The organism is Streptomyces sp. NPDC058326 (assembly GCF_042879855.1).
Classification (GTDB): Bacteria; Actinomycetota; Actinomycetes; order Streptomycetales; family Streptomycetaceae; genus Streptomyces.
Genome location: NZ_JBHVZO010000002.1, coordinates 473,370 through 487,425, shown reverse-complemented (window position 1 = coordinate 487,425; position 14,056 = coordinate 473,370). Strand labels below are relative to the sequence as shown.

The following is a 14,056-nucleotide window of genomic DNA, read 5'->3' as shown; positions in this document are numbered from 1 at the left end:
TCAGTCCTGCTCGCACCATGAGATGAGCTCGTCCAGCAGGTCACGGGCCTTCTTCTCGTCCTCGACATGCAGTTTCACACCATAACGCCAGGCCTGGTGCAGGTCGGGTAGAGCCACGTTCACTCCCGGCTGCCCAACAGCGCGGCAGTTCTTCATCCCCTTGAGCGCAGCTCCCAGGTGCCGCGGCAGGCCTAAGTCCCTTGCCAGCTTCCAGAGATCGTGTGTCGGCTCGAGATGCGAAGTGTCCCGAAGGCCGCGACGCGCCAGAACCCTCTCTTTGAGGGCGCACTCCGCTGCATAGAAGAGAAGGAGGCAGGAGGTGACCGTATCCCCACCATCCGCCACTTTGCCCGCACTGTCCCGCAACTGCACCCATCGTTTACGGAGCGCAGCCACCCCCACGTGAAGCACCATGCCGCACATCATCGCACCGCAACTGGTTACCACGACGCCGATGTGATCAAACGTCCGAAACAGGCCCGCCTGCTCATCAGCTGAGGTATCGTCACCAAACAGGCCGAGGTCCAATGAGGGTTCCATGAACACTCTCCCGGTCAGGCCTCAAAGAGCGAGAACTTCCTTCTTCCTCACCGTCATCCGGATCTGGCTCTTTCAGCTGCACGGCGCCCCCATCACCCAGCGAATCTCCGGCTGCTCAAGAACCGTCCGCCTCATCCGCCGTGTGCCTCGGCCCGTGGCCAGAGCGTACTCCTGGCGAGGCTGACCAAGGGCAGGGAGAGTGAGTAGGCGAGCGCCTCAGAACCAGGCAGCCTCGTCGCGGGCCGGTCGGACTCGCCTGGGCCGTCCGTTGGAGGTGCTATCTCCTGATCTTCGTCGGCTTTCGGTACAGTCCTCGACCTGTTGACGCCATCAGGCCTCGGACCTGTCGAGCAACCCTACGAACCACCGTCCGCACCGGCATCGGCACTGCTCACGTACAGAATGTGGCAGGTCGAAGCAATGAGCCCGACCGGCTTCGAGCAGCCGTGCGGCAAGCTGCTGCGACGGACGGCTTGATCGCTCCCCGATAGGCTCGGCGGCGCGGGTGACCTCGGTGCCGACGTCATTGCCACCGATCACGCCGATCTGACTGCCGTGGTCCCGTGCAGGCAGCTTAGCCGTCCCAGCGCATCCCCGGCTGTGCAGCGACTCAGCGGAACTGAAGAGAAGGGCCCACGGTACCCACCTACACGAGGTGATCCGGGCAGGAGCCGCATCTCCATGATCAACGCACTTTACTGGGTCAAGGTGTGCTTCGCCCCGGTCAAGTGCACTGGTCCCCAAGTGGTACCCAAAACGGTCAGGGACCGTTTCAGATTACTCTGAAACGGTCCCTGACCTGCGACTCTTTCGAGTCGGGACGACAGGATTTGAACCTGCGACCCCTTGACCCCCAGTCAAGTGCGCTACCAAGCTGCGCCACGTCCCGGTGCGCGTCTTCGCGGGGTTTCTCCCGCGTCGGCGTGCAGGGAAAACATTACCTCACTCCGGAGGGTGGGATGACGCACGGGCTGTCACCGGGTCCGGGGCGGTGGTGTCCGCGCCGCAGGTGGCGGCCAGGGACGTCGCTTCGGCGAGGGCGGCGGCGGAGCCCGTCGCGTGGGCGAGGTCCAGGCGGGCGCGGGCCTCCTCGTAGCGGGAGGGGGAGGCGGCCAGGTGTTCGACGGCCTGGGTGAGGAGACGCCGGGACTCGTCGGGCTCGGCGAAGAGGGCCAGGCAGCGGAGCGCTTCGCCGAGGACGGTCGGGGTGCCGAGGCGTTCGGCGTGGGCGTGGGCCTCGGTGGCGACGCGCACCGCGCGGTCCGGGTCGGTGGTGGCGAGTGCGCGGGCCAGCTCGAAGGGCCAGGGCGCCCAGAGGCCGTGGTGCCTGCCACGGCCGGCCAGAGACTCGGCCGCCGCTTCGAGGGTGGCCACCGCTTCCTCGCGCCTGCCCTCGGCGAGCAGCAGCCGGCCGAGGACGCTCGGACCGTCGGGCAGGACGATGGCGCCCGGCCACGGCGGGCCGAAGGCGTACTGGTCGGCGACGCTCCGCGCCTCGGCGGTACGGCCCCGGGCGACCAGGGTGTCGATGAGGAGGCATGCCGTGTCCCAGTGGACGGGGAGCCCGGTGCCGACCCGGTCCGCGAGCCTGAGGCCCTCCTCCAGGTGGTGCTGCGCCCGGGGCAGGTTTCCGCGGCGCCGGTGGACCAGGCCGAGGAGGGTGTGGGCGAAGGCGAGGTGGGCGCCGCTCCAGCCGGAGATCTCGAAGGCCCGGACCGCCTCGCCGAACAGGGCCTGGGCGCGGTCGGGACGGTCGGAGAACGCGTACGCGATGCCCGTGAGCGCCGGGATCTCGAAGCCCCAGGTCGTGTCGGTCCAGCCGAGGCCGCGGGCGGGTGCTCCGTCGACGAGGGTGCGGTCGCAGAGTCGTACGACGTCGTCGGCGGGCTCGCCGCGCATCATCCCGTCGAAGGCCCGTACGGCGACGAGGGCCCGCTCGGAGTTGTCGGAGCAGGTGAAGTGCTCGGTCAGCTCGGCGAGGCGGCGGGAGCGGCCGATGCCGTCCTTCTCCGCGGCCTGGAACCCCTCGAACATGAAGTGCGCGGCCTGGAGGCGTCGGCGGCCGATGCCGGACGGGGTCCTGGCGGCGGCGGCGCCGGCGGTCCTCGCGGCCTCCTGGAGCTGGTTGTCGTGGGCGAGGGCCTGGGCGAGCCGGTGGGTCGCGTCGATGCGCAGGGCGTCGTCGAGACCGGGCAGGTCGAGCGCGGAGCGCAGATGGCGGACGGTGGCGGCGGGTGCGGTGAGCAGGGACGCGCAGCCCAGTTCGTAGAGGACCCTGGCGTACGTCTCCGGCCTGGGCGGTTCGGCGAGGGCGCGCCCCAGGCAGCGGCGGGCCGCCTCGGGCGCTCCGACGGCGAGGTGCTCGACGGCGGCGGCCCGCAGCTGGCTGACGACGTCCTCGTCGTCGTCCGGGTGCACTTCGAGGAGGTGCCGTGAGACGGCGGCGGGGCCGTGCCCGGCCGCCGTGAGCGCCCAGGCGGCGCGGCCGTGCAGAGCGGTCCGGAAAGCCGGCGGTACCGATCCGTAGACGGCGGTCGCGATGAGCGGGTGCGCGAACTCCAGACGGTCCGCGGCGGAGGCCGTGACCGCCGGCCTCGTCTGCACGATCCGGGCGTCGCGGAGCCGGTCGGTGTACTCGGCGACGTCGGCCGGGCGCATGCCCGTGAGCTCCGCGAGGAGCTTCGGTGTGCTGTCCGAGTCGAGGACGGCGATGGCCCAGGCGAGGCGGGTGGGGCCGGAGCCGAGCTCCTCCAGGCGGGAGACGAGGCCACCGCCGCGCGCTGCCGCGCCGAGGTCGCGGAGCTGTCCGGCCGAACCGGCGACGGGTTCGAGCATCCGGTCGCGGACCTTGGCGAGCAGCTCGACGGTCTCGTACGGGTTCCCGGCGGTGACGGTCCACAGTTCGTGGCAGAACGGCTCGTCGACGTTGCCGCCGAGCGTGTCGCGGGCGAGCGCGGCGGTGGCGGCGGGCGTCAGGGCGTGGAGGCCGAGCGTCAGGACGGCGCGGTCGCCGAGCTCGGCGAGGGTGGTGGGCACACCGGGGCCGCTCGGTTCCGTCGGCAGGGGGCGGTGGGCGAGGACGACGAGGGCGGGCAGCCGACGGTCCCCGCGGATCCGGGTGAAGGTGTCGAGCCAGGCCAGGGATTCGGCGTCGGCCCATTGCGCGTCGTCCACGAGCAGCACCGGCGGCCGGTCCCCCAGCCGTTCCGCCAGACGCTTCAGGAGCCTGGCGAGTCCGTCCCGCACGCCCTGGGGGTCGGCGGGCGCGGCCGAGGGCGAGGGCGGCGGTGCGAGCCCGAGCGCGGGGGCGAGGAGGTCGTAGTGCTCGCCGAAGAGGTGGCGGACGTCCTCGGCGGCGAAACCGTCCAGGGCGGGCTGGAGCAGCTGGCGGGTGAGGTGGAAGGGGACCGAGGTCAGGGTCTCGCCGCCCCGGGCGGTCAGGACGGTGCACCGGTCCTGTGCGGTGCGGCGTATCTCGGCGAGCAGCGCGGTCTTGCCGATTCCGGGCTCTCCGCTGTAGACGAGGATGCCGCCGTGCGCGGGTCCGCCCGCCACGGCCGAGGCGACGAGTTCGTCGACGGCGTGGACCGCGGCGGCGAGCTCCGGCCCGCGTTCGAGCAGGCCGTCGTGGCGCGTGGCGACGGAGGCCACGGCGCGCGCGGGACCGTCGGGGGTCTCCAAGGGCCTGACGGGTGGCGACTGTTCGGATTCCGACGGCACCGGTGACTCACTCCCCACACGAGCAACTGCCTTGACGTGACCCGCGCGACCCACGCGGACCAGTGATTCACTGGATCGTTGAGCCTAGCGCTCCTGATCGTCCAAAGGGTGACAATGGGCGGGTGAAACCGACGGCGAATGACCGTGGCAGGGACCGTGACGACGAGGGACGGGCCCGCAGCGCGCGCCCCCGGGACGGGCTCGGCCGACCGCTGCCGTACGGGGCGGAGGGAGTGCCCCGGCAGCCCGAGGGCGTCGTGCGCGACCCCGCCGAGACCCTGCGCGAGGCGCAGCGGCTGCTCGACGCCGGAATGCCCTTCCACGCCCACGAGGTCTTCGAGGACGCCTGGAAGTCCGGCCCGGAGTCGGAACGGGAGCTGTGGCAGGGGCTGGCGCAGCTCGCCGTGGGTCTGACGCACACCGCCCGCGGCAACGCGGCGGGCGGGGCGCGGCTGTTGCGCCGTGGCGCCGACCGCCTGGCGGGCGGGCGGCCCGGAAGCCCGGCGGCCGGCGCGGCGTACGGCATCGACGTGGGCGGGCTCGTGTCGTGGGCACGGGAGTTGGCGGACCGTACGGAGGCCGTACGTACGGAAGGGGTGGACCCCGCGCCGGTCGACGCCGCCACCGAGGCGCCCAGGTTGCGCCGGGACACCCTCTAGGAGCGGAGGCTCACCGGTCCAGCTCGCGTCGCAGCACCGAGGTGTGGCCGGCGTCCGGGTCCTTGGCGGCCGTGAGGAGCGTGACCGTGCTCCCGGCCGCGAGGTCCCGTAGCCGGTCGAGGGCCGCGGCGGCTTCGGGGGCGGCGAGTTCGGCCTCGTACCGGCGGCAGAACTCCTCGTACTCCCCCTCCGGGCCGTGGTACCAGCGGCGGAGTTCGGTCGACGGGGTGAGGGCCTTGGGCCATTCGTCGATGTGGGCGTCCGTCTTGGCGAGTCCGCGCGGCCAGAGCCGGTCGACGAGGACCCGGACGCCGTCGTCGGGCGACGGGGGCTCGTAGACCCGGCGGACGCGGACGTCGTGACTGCGTGCGGGCATGGCTCCAGGGTGCAGGAAGCGCCTGGGGCTGTCCTGTCGACGCTGCTCCCGGTGACGGGCCGCCGCCCCGTGACGGGCGGTCCTCGACCGTCCGGCGGCGGGCGGCCCGGGGTCAGTTCTTGGCCTGCAGCGCCGGGAGGAGGATCGCGTCGACGAAGGTCCGCATGGTCGAGGCGTCCGTGAAGCGTTCCTCGAAGAGCCGCTCGATGCGGAGCATGCCGAGGAAGCAGGGGGCGACGAATCCGATCGCCGGGTTGCCGGCGTCGATCTCGCCGCGCTCGACCGCTCGTGCCACCACCGCGTCGATCGCCGCGACCTCGGGGGCGATGACGGTCTCGCGCAGCGCGGCGCGCAGGTCGGGGTGCTGGATGAAGGCCTGGGCGACGGCCTCCATGAGTTCGGCGTCGCGTTCGTGATGGGAGGCGGCGATACGGGCCGCCTCGCGGAGGTCCCCGGCGAGGGTGCCGGTGTCGATGCCGGTGAACACCGTGCAGCGCCGCCGGGCCAGCGCCGCGGTGACGAGCTGCGGTTTGGTGCCCCACTGGCGGTAGAGGGTGGCCTTGCCGCACTTGGTGCGGGCCGCGACGCCCTCCATGGTCACCGAGTCGTAGCCGCCCTCGCGCAGGAGGCAGAGGACGGCGTCGTACAGCTCCGTCTCGCGCTCCGGCGTGATCTTGCTGCGACGGGCTGCGGCGGTCGCGGCCTCTGTGGACATCGAACCCTCCCGGACACCTGTGTCTGCACATACGAGAGTAGGGGGCGCACAATCGAGACGCAAACGTATCGAGACGGTTGCGTCTCGATGAAATCGGATCTAGGCTTCCTCCGTTTCTGCCGATTTGACTGATTGCTGATGAGTGAGAAGGGCCGCGCGATGGCTGCCGGGATACGCGGGATACGAGGACCTCGTCCTGCAGGACCGGGGCTGACACCTGCCCCCGGCCCCGCCGGGCACGCCGGGGGCACGCCGGAGGAGGGCGCGGGCGACGAGCCCTCCGGCGAATCCGCCAGACCGCCCCTCCTGCGCGAGCTCGCGCTCGTGACCGCGCTCTTCCTCGTCTACAAGTTCGGCCGGCTCTTCGCCAACGGCCACGAGACCCGCGCCTTCCGGAACGCCGACCGCGTCTGGGACGCCGAACGCGCGATCCACCTGCCGGGCGAGGGAACGATTCAGCAGCTGCTCCTGCACGGCGAACCGCTCATCCGGGCGGCGAACACCTACTACGCGGCCGTGCACTTCCCGGCCACCCTCGCCTTCCTCGTCTGGCTCTACTGGCGGCGGCCCGCCCACTACGTGTGGTCGCGCCGCGTGCTCGCGCTCGTCACCGCCGCCGCCCTCGCCCTGCACCTGCTGATGCCGCTCGCGCCGCCGCGCATGCTCGCCGCCAGCGGACTCGTCGACACCGCCCGGGTCTACGGCCCCTCCGTGTACGGGGCCACCCCGGAGACGGACTCCATGGCGAACCAGTTCGCGGCCATGCCGTCGCTGCACTTCGGCTGGGCCCTGATGGTCGCGATCGGCCTGATCGCCGCCACCCGGTCCCGCCGCCGGCTCCTGTGGCTGCTCCATCCGCTGATCACCCTGCTCGTCATCGTCGGCACCGCCAACCACTACTGGTTCGACGCGCTCGCCGCCGCCGCGCTCCTCGGCCTCGCCCTGCTCGCCGTCCGCGCGCCGGGCCGCCTGACGGCGCCCCCACTCGCACCCCGCACGCTCGGGACCACCCCTCTCCCGGCCGGAGCCCTCCGATGAACCCCGCCGCCGCCACCGTCATCGCGGTGCTCCTCTCGCTCGTCTCGGCCGCCGGATACGCGTTCGCCGCCGTCTCCCAGTCCCGGCTCGCCGCCGCCTCCCCCGTCCAGGACGGGCGCGGGGCGCTGCGCTCCCTGCTCACCCGCGGGCAGTGGTGGTCGGCGGTCGGTCTGAACGCCGCCGGGGCCCTCGCCCACGTGGCCGCCCTGCACTACGGTCCGCTGACCCTGATCCAGCCGCTCGGCGCGCTGACGCTCGTGGCGGCACTGCCGCTGGGCGCGTACTACGCACGGCGCCGGGTCACCCGTACTGAGTGGCGCGGCGCCCTGTGGACCCTCGGCGGCCTCGTCGGACTGGTCGCCGTGACCGGTCCCACGGCTCCCGGCGAGGCGCTCAGCCTGCGCGAGTCCCTGGTCGTCGCCGCGGCGACGGCGCTCCTGATCGCCGCGCTCGCCTCCGGCCGGCCGCGCGGGCGCGAGCACGGCGGCGCGCACGGGGCGGGACCGGGCACGGCGGGAGACCGGGCCGCCCGCGGACTCGGCCACGCCACGGCCTCCGGCATCGCCTCCGGCGTCGCCTCCGCGCTCACCCAGACGCTGACGGCCGCGTTCGCGCGCGAGCTGCCGGGCGGCACGCCCGCCTGGTGGCAGACCACGCTGCTCGCGCTCCTCGTATCGGGCTTCGCGACGGGCGGACTTCTGCTCTCGCAGGCCGCCTACCGGGGTGGTCTCGCCGCGCCCCTCGCCGTGGTGAACCTGTCCAACCCGGCGGCGGCGGCCGTGATCGGGGTGGCGCTGCTCGGCGAGACGTTCCGCGCGGGGGCGTGGGGCTGGCTCGTCGCGGCCACCGCTTCGCTGGTCGCGGCCCGGGGCGTGGTCCTGCTCACGAAGGGAGCCCCCGAACCGGCTCCGGCCCCGGAGGCCGGGCGGGCCGTTCCCACGCGTGCGCGTGGAGCCGGGGAGAGGCTGGCGGTGCCGTCGCGGCGCAGCGGCGTCACCAAGGGAGAGCCTGGGGTGAGGGGCACTGCCGCCCCTGGTGGGGGCGCCACCACGGTCGGGGTCGCCACGACCGCCGGACGCGCCGCCGTAGGAGCCGTCGCCCCCGGGCCGGGTGCCATCGCCCCGGCCCGCGCCGAGCCGACCGCAGCCGGCCGGTCCGCCGCCGAACAGTCCGTCACCGGCCTGCCCCTCTTCGGCCCGGCCGGGCCGAAGACCGAGGCGGTACACGCGCCGGTCGCGGGCTGAGGAAGAACGACGCCCGGGGCACGGCCGGCACCGGGCGCAGGGGTGCGCACGGCACAGGCCTGGCGCCTGGGGTGCGGTGCGGAGCGTGATGCCCAACTGCGCCGCGGCCAGCAGAGCGGAGACGTGCTCAAGACCCCGCGCCCAAAGGGTCACAGCGCCGGAGGCCTGCACCGGACGCGGGGGCGCGGGCCCAGATTGGGGGCGCTCGCCCCGCCTCCCGCTCACCGGGCCCCACACCCCCAGCTCCAGAATTCGTCACCTTGACGACAACCCACCCCGCCTCCTATCGTCAACCTGACGACAAGGGGGTACTCCACCATGGCAGACATCACCCGGCGAGCCGGCTGGCGCCATCTGCGCTCCGCGCCCACCGCGCACATCCGCCACCAGCGCCGCGGCCGGCTCGCGCACGACGGTGAGGGGCTGAGCTTCTGGTTCCGGCCGCTCACCGCCGCCCTCTCCGAGGTCCCGGTGAACGACCGCGAACTGGCGATGGCCTTCCACGCCCGTACCGCCGACTTCCAGGACGTCAGCGTCCAGTCCACCGTCACGTACCGGATCGGCGACCCGGCGGCCGCGGCCACCCGGCTCGACTTCTCCATCGACCCCGACACGGGCGCGTGGCGCGGCGCACCGCTGGAGCAGATCGCCACCCTCCTCACCGAGACCGCCCAGCAGCACGCCCTCGACGTCCTCGCCCGCACCTCCCTCGCCGAGGCGCTCGTCGACGGCGTGGCGGCGGTACGGGACCGGGTCACGTCCGGGCTCGGCGCGGAGCCCCGACTGCCGGCCACCGGCATCGAGGTCGTCGCGGTCCGGGTGGTGGCGATCCGCCCCGAACCGGAGGTGGAGCGGGCCCTGCGCACCCCCGCCCGCGAGCAGATCCAGCAGGAGGCCGACCGGGCCACGTACGAGCGTCGCGCCGTCGCCGTCGAACGCGAACGTGCCATCGCCGAGAACGAACTCGCCAGCAAGATCGAACTGGCCCGGCAGGAGGAGCGGCTCGTCGAACAGCGCGGCACCAACGCACGCCGCGAGGCCGAGGAGAACGCGGCGGCCGACGCGGTACGGGCCGAGGCCGAGGCCGTACGGAAGGTCCGCCTCGCACGCGCCGAGGCCGAGGCGGCGCGCGAGGTCGGCGAGGCGCGCGCCGGGGCGCAGTCCGGATGGCTGCGGGCGCACGCGGAGGTGGACCCCGCCACCCTGCACGCCCTCGCCGTGACGACGGCGGCCGAGAACCTGCCCCGGATCGAACACCTGACGCTCTCGCCCGACGTGGTGACCGGTCTGCTCGCCAAGCTGGGCGAGGGCGGGGCACGGTCGTGAGCCTCGCGCCGCGCGCGGTGCTCGTGCACCGGACCACGGAGTACGAGGAGCTGCTCGCCCGGCACGGTACGCACGGCCAGGCCGCGTTCTTCCTCTCCGCGCGCGGCCGCTCGGTCGAGGCCGTCCGCGAGCGGCACGAGCGCACGCGCCGGGCGCTCGCCGAGGTGGCGGCCGCGGTGCCACTGACGTGGCGGCAGACCCGGGTGGAGCGCGCCGATCTGGACAGGTTCCTGTTCGGTCCCGAGGACGTGGTCGTCGTGGTCGGACAGGACGGCCTGGTCGCCAACGCGGCGAAGTACCTCACCGGTCAGCCCGTCATCGGGATCGACGCCGACCCCGGGCGCAACGCCGGCGTCCTGGTCCGCCACCGCGCGGACCGGGCGCGCCGGCTGCTGCCGTACGCGGCGGGGGCCGGGGCGACGGCCGACGAGCTGACGATGGTCGAGGCCGTCACGGACGACGCCCAGCGGCTGCTCGCCCTGAACGAGATCTACGTCGGCCCCCGCGGGCACCAGACGGCCCGCTACACGCTCGACCTGGACGCGACGGAGGCGCCGCCCGAACCCCAGGCCTCGTCGGGAGTGCTGGTCGGCACCGGCACGGGTGCCACGGGCTGGCTGCGGTCACTGTGGGAGCAGCGCTCCAGCGCACTGACGCTGCCCGCACCCGCGGACGCCCGGCTCGCCTGGTTCGTCCGCGAGGCCTGGCCGTCGCCGACGACCGGAACGAGCCGTGTGGAGGGCCTCCTCGACCCGGGCGAGGGTCTGCGCCTCACCGTCGAGTCGGACCGTCTCGTAGCGTTCGGCGACGGTGTCGAATCGGACGCTCTGGAGCTGACATGGGGCCAGACCGTCCGCCTCTCGCTCGCCGGCCCCCGCCTGCGCCTCGTCCACTGAGAGGCGCCGACGCGACCGCGGGGGCGCCGACGGAGGGGACGAACCACCGGGGGCCCCGCGGCCGGAATCGATCGGCCGCCGACGGGCCCGGTCCCGACCGGCGCTATGCTCGGCGCGCTTTGTCTGGATTTCCCTGCGCCCGGACACCCGCCCGCCCGCTCCCGGCTGTTGAAGGATTCTCCGTGGCTCCCGTCTCCTCCGGCTCGCTTTCCATCTCCCGCGCCACGGCGGAAGACTGGGAGCTCGTGCGTTCCTGGGCCGCCGAGGAAGGGTGGAATCCCGGACATTCCGACGCCCGGGCCTTCTTCGCGCAGGACCCCCGGGGCTTCTTCCTCGGGCGGATCGACGGGGAGCCCGTATCCGCCGTCTCCGTCGTCACCTACGACGACGCGTACGCCTTCCTCGGCTTCTACCTCGTACGTCCGGAACTTCGTGGCCTCGGTCACGGTGTGGCCACCTGGCGGGCCGCGCTCGCCCACGCGGGCGACCGGTCCGTCGGGCTCGACGGAGTGCCCGCGCAGCAGGACAACTACCGGCGCTCCGGCTTCTCCACGGCGTACCGCACGGCGCGTTACGTGGGCGAGGTCCCGGCCACCGACGGTCCGGCGGCCGGTGTGGTGGCCGCCCGGGGGGTCGATCCGGCCGCCGTCGCCGCGTACGACAGCGCCTGCCACCACGCCGACCGGCCCCGCTTCCTCGCCGCCTGGCTGGCGACTCCCGGCCATCGTGCGCTGGTCCGGGTCGTCGACGGACGGGTGACCGGATACGGGGTGGTTCGCCCGGCTCAGGACGAGGCCCGGGTGGGGCCGCTGTTCGCCGACACCCCGGACGACGCGGCCGCCCTGCTCGACGCGCTCGCCGCCGAGGCACGGGACTTCGGCTCGGCCCGGATCGCGGTCGACATGCCGGAGTCGAACCCGGCGGCGGCGCGGCTGGCCGAGGAGAGGGGCCTCCGGCCGACGTTCGAGACGGCCAGGATGTACACGGGCCCGGTCCGCCCGGTGCCGCACGAGCGCGTCTACGGCGTCACGACGCTGGAACTCGGCTGAGGTCCCGGCCCCGCCCAGCGATCCCGGCCCCTTCCACAGCGACGGCCCAGCGGCGCCCCGGCGGCGTCCCGGCGACGGCCGGCGGCGCCCCGGCGACGGCCCGCTGACGGCCCAACTGCACCTCGCCCCCTCGGCCCTCACCCCCAGCCCCCCTGGCACCCCCGTCCGCACAGCCACCGGCCCGGGGCATCGGCGCAGGGCATCGCCCCAGGACATCGGCGTCCCCTCCCCTCGCCGACCCCCCGCCGCCCCCTGAGGGGTGACAAGGGTTTTCCCCGTATCGGGTTCACCCTCCCGTTCCCTACTGTCCTCCGCACCGGCAGATATCATCCCCCGAACGCACCCTGACAGGTGCATGAGGAGGGTGGCGTCCGCCGGGGGCGGCCTTGACCCGGGCCGTCGCGCCGGTGGCGGCGCACGGGCTCCCCAAGCCCAGGGACCGACGGACAGCGACCCCACTTCGCCCCGTGCGTCCCGCGCCGCCGCCACTGCTCCGCAGTTACGTCGTACTCGAAAGGGCCACACCTTGAACGGTTCCAGGCGGAGAGTCATATCCGTGGTCGCGAGCGCCGCGATCCTCGGCGCCGCTGCCACCACCGGGGCGTTCGCCGCCGCCCCGGGCGCTGCCACCCCGAAGCCGGCTCCGGCTTCGCAGACGATGCGGGCGCTCCCCAGCGCCCCGGTCGAGAAGGTCATCGTCACCTACAAGAGCCAGGCCGCCGAGGCCGGCTCCAACACCGCCGCGAAGAGCGACACGGCCGAGAAGGCCGCGAAGACGGGCGAGAAGCTCTCCTTCGAGCGCCGCCTCGCCGGCGGTGGCGCCCTGGTCGACCTGGGCGACAGCGCCAGCAAGCAGGATCTGACGGAGGTCATGGACGCGTTCCGCGCCGACCCGTCGGTCGCCTCGGTCGAGCCCGACATCCGCGCCTACGCGATGGCTGTCACGCCGAACGACACGGACTACGCCAAGCAGTGGGACCTCTTCGAGCCCACCGGCGGCATGAACGTTCCTGCAGCCTGGGACAAGACGACCGGCTCCGGCGTCACCGTCGCCGTCATCGACACCGGCTACGCCGCCCACTCGGACCTGGCCGCCAACGTCGTCGCCGGTTACGACTTCATCTCGACCTCCGCCGACGCCCGCGACGGCAACGGCCGCGACGCGGACGCCAAGGACGAGGGCGACTGGAACGCCACCGACGGCGAGTGCGGCACCGGCTCGCGCGCCTCGAACTCCTCCTGGCACGGCACCCACGTGGCCGGCACCATCGGTGCCGTCACGAACAACACCAAGGGCATCGCGGGCATCGCGTACAACGCGAAGATCCAGCCCGTGCGGGTGCTCGGCAAGTGCGGCGGCTCGTCCGCCGACATCGCCGACGCCATCACCTGGGCCTCCGGCGGCACCGTGCCGGGCGTCCCGGCCAACGCGAACCCGGCCAGGGTCATCAACCTGAGCCTGGGCGGCGCCAGCTCCACCTGCCCGAGCGTCTACCAGACCGCCATCAACGGCGCCGTCTCGCGCGGTACCACCGTCGTCGTCGCCGCGGGCAACAGCAACGCCAACGCCTCCGGCTTCACCCCCGCGAACTGCTCGAACGTCATCAACGTGGCGTCGACCAGCCGTGAGGGCAACCGGTCGTACTACTCCAACTACGGCACCATCGTGGACGTGGCCGCACCCGGCGGCGAGACCCGTCGCGCCACGGACACGCCCGGTACCGTCACCACCCCCGAGAACGGCATCCACTCCACGCTGAACTCGGGCACGACGACCCAGTCGGTCGAGAACTACAAGCCCTACCAGGGCACCTCGATGGCCGCGCCGCACATCGCCGGCCTCGCCGCGCTGCTCAAGTCGGCCAAGAGCACCCTCACCCCGGCCGAGATCGAGTCCGCGATCAAGACCAACGCCCGTCCGCTGCCCGGCACCTGCTCGGGCGGCTGCGGCACCGGTATCGCCGACACCGCGAAGACCGTGGACGCCGTCACCGGCACCACCACGCCGCCGACCGGCACCGTCTTCTCCAACGCGACGAACGTGACGATCTCCGACAACACCACCGTGTCGTCCTCGATCGCCGTCACCGGCCGCACGGGCAACGCGCCCGCCGCCCTCAAGGTCGGCGTGGACATCAAGCACACCTGGCGCGGGGACCTGGTCATCGACCTGATCGCCCCCGACGGCACGGTGCGCAACCTCAAGGCGTCCTCCTCCTCGGACAGTGCCGACAACGTCCTGACCACGTACACGGTCGACGCGTCGAGCGAGGTCGCCAACGGCACCTGGAAGCTTCAGGTCCGCGATGTGGCCTCGGGTGACACCGGCTACATCGACTCGTGGAGCCTCACCTTCTAAGGCACCACCGCTCCACCCCTGAGACACCCCCCACAACAGCATCACTGCTGGTCAGCGGCGCGCTCGTGGTCTACACCACGGGCGCGTCCTGGCGTTCTGACGCACCGCTCCGCCGGGGTGCGCTGTCCGTATGC

Annotated in this window: 11 protein-coding genes and 1 tRNA gene; 7 read left to right on the top strand and 5 right to left on the bottom strand. The window is 73.2% G+C overall.

Annotated features, from left to right (window positions below):
• The 3 genes from ACFVYX_RS04980 to ACFVYX_RS04970 all read right to left on the bottom strand — a co-directional run bounded on the left by ACFVYX_RS04980 (position 1) and on the right by ACFVYX_RS04970 (position 4,221).
• Complete coding sequence (locus ACFVYX_RS04980; protein ID WP_389679891.1) at positions 1-540, bottom strand: hypothetical protein; 540 nt, start codon at positions 538-540, stop codon at positions 1-3.
• Between the two features lie 815 nt (positions 541-1,355).
• A tRNA-Pro gene (locus ACFVYX_RS04975) sits at positions 1,356-1,429 on the bottom strand.
• A gap of 53 nt (positions 1,430-1,482) precedes the next feature.
• Positions 1,483-4,221: an ATP-binding protein gene (locus ACFVYX_RS04970; RefSeq protein WP_389679890.1), complete on the bottom strand. Its 2,739-nt coding sequence runs from the start codon at positions 4,219-4,221 to the stop codon at positions 1,483-1,485.
• Positions 4,222-4,382: 161 nt separating this feature from the next.
• Between ACFVYX_RS04970 and ACFVYX_RS04965 the strand changes: the two genes are divergently transcribed.
• Positions 4,383-4,919, top strand: a complete 537-nt coding sequence (locus tag ACFVYX_RS04965) for a DUF309 domain-containing protein (protein WP_389679889.1) — start codon at positions 4,383-4,385, stop codon at positions 4,917-4,919.
• A gap of 10 nt (positions 4,920-4,929) precedes the next feature.
• On the opposite strand, the gene ACFVYX_RS04960 is transcribed toward ACFVYX_RS04965, so the two are convergent.
• Together ACFVYX_RS04960 and ACFVYX_RS04955 are read right to left on the bottom strand one after the other, a co-directional pair.
• Positions 4,930-5,295, bottom strand: coding sequence for a DUF488 domain-containing protein (locus tag ACFVYX_RS04960; RefSeq protein WP_389679888.1), 366 nt, complete (start codon positions 5,293-5,295; stop codon positions 4,930-4,932).
• 112 nt (positions 5,296-5,407) lie between these two features.
• A complete protein-coding gene (locus ACFVYX_RS04955; RefSeq protein WP_389679887.1) occupies positions 5,408-6,010 on the bottom strand; it encodes a TetR/AcrR family transcriptional regulator in 603 nt (200 codons plus the stop codon).
• Positions 6,011-6,220: 210 nt separating this feature from the next.
• Here ACFVYX_RS04955 and ACFVYX_RS04950 point away from each other — a divergent pair, with 210 nt between their 5' ends.
• From ACFVYX_RS04950 to ACFVYX_RS04925, 6 genes are all read left to right on the top strand, one after another.
• Positions 6,221-7,048 (top strand): phosphatase PAP2 family protein, encoded by an 828-nt coding sequence (locus ACFVYX_RS04950; protein ID WP_389680053.1) that lies wholly within the window; start codon positions 6,221-6,223, stop codon positions 7,046-7,048.
• A complete protein-coding gene (locus ACFVYX_RS04945; protein ID WP_389679885.1) occupies positions 7,045-8,292 on the top strand; it encodes a DMT family transporter in 1,248 nt (415 codons plus the stop codon). The genes ACFVYX_RS04950 and ACFVYX_RS04945 overlap by 4 nt, the downstream gene beginning before the upstream one ends.
• 318 nt (positions 8,293-8,610) lie before the next feature.
• Positions 8,611-9,618, top strand: coding sequence for an SPFH domain-containing protein (locus tag ACFVYX_RS04940; protein ID WP_389679884.1), 1,008 nt, complete (start codon positions 8,611-8,613; stop codon positions 9,616-9,618).
• Positions 9,615-10,514, top strand: a complete 900-nt coding sequence (locus ACFVYX_RS04935; protein WP_389679883.1) for a hypothetical protein — start codon at positions 9,615-9,617, stop codon at positions 10,512-10,514. The genes ACFVYX_RS04940 and ACFVYX_RS04935 overlap by 4 nt, the downstream gene beginning before the upstream one ends.
• A gap of 182 nt (positions 10,515-10,696) precedes the next feature.
• Positions 10,697-11,563 (top strand): GNAT family N-acetyltransferase, encoded by an 867-nt coding sequence (locus ACFVYX_RS04930; RefSeq protein WP_389679882.1) that lies wholly within the window; start codon positions 10,697-10,699, stop codon positions 11,561-11,563.
• A gap of 658 nt (positions 11,564-12,221) precedes the next feature.
• Positions 12,222-13,922 (top strand): S8 family serine peptidase, encoded by a 1,701-nt coding sequence (locus tag ACFVYX_RS04925; RefSeq protein ID WP_389680052.1) that lies wholly within the window; start codon positions 12,222-12,224, stop codon positions 13,920-13,922.
• Positions 13,923-14,056 lie beyond the last annotated feature (134 nt).

What these genes read in the sequence shown, in the direction of transcription:
- ACFVYX_RS04980 (WP_389679891.1), bottom strand. Translation starts at nt 540, where the DNA reads ATGGAACCCTCATTGGACCTCGGCCTGTTTGGTGACGATACCTCAGCT.
- ACFVYX_RS04960 (WP_389679888.1), bottom strand. Translation starts at nt 5,295, where the DNA reads ATGCCCGCACGCAGTCACGACGTCCGCGTCCGCCGGGTCTACGAGCCC.
- ACFVYX_RS04955 (WP_389679887.1), bottom strand. Translation starts at nt 6,010, where the DNA reads ATGTCCACAGAGGCCGCGACCGCCGCAGCCCGTCGCAGCAAGATCACG.
- ACFVYX_RS04945 (WP_389679885.1), top strand. Translation starts at nt 7,045, where the DNA reads ATGAACCCCGCCGCCGCCACCGTCATCGCGGTGCTCCTCTCGCTCGTC.
- ACFVYX_RS04940 (WP_389679884.1), top strand. Translation starts at nt 8,611, where the DNA reads ATGGCAGACATCACCCGGCGAGCCGGCTGGCGCCATCTGCGCTCCGCG.
- ACFVYX_RS04925 (WP_389680052.1), top strand. Translation starts at nt 12,222, where the DNA reads ATGCGGGCGCTCCCCAGCGCCCCGGTCGAGAAGGTCATCGTCACCTAC.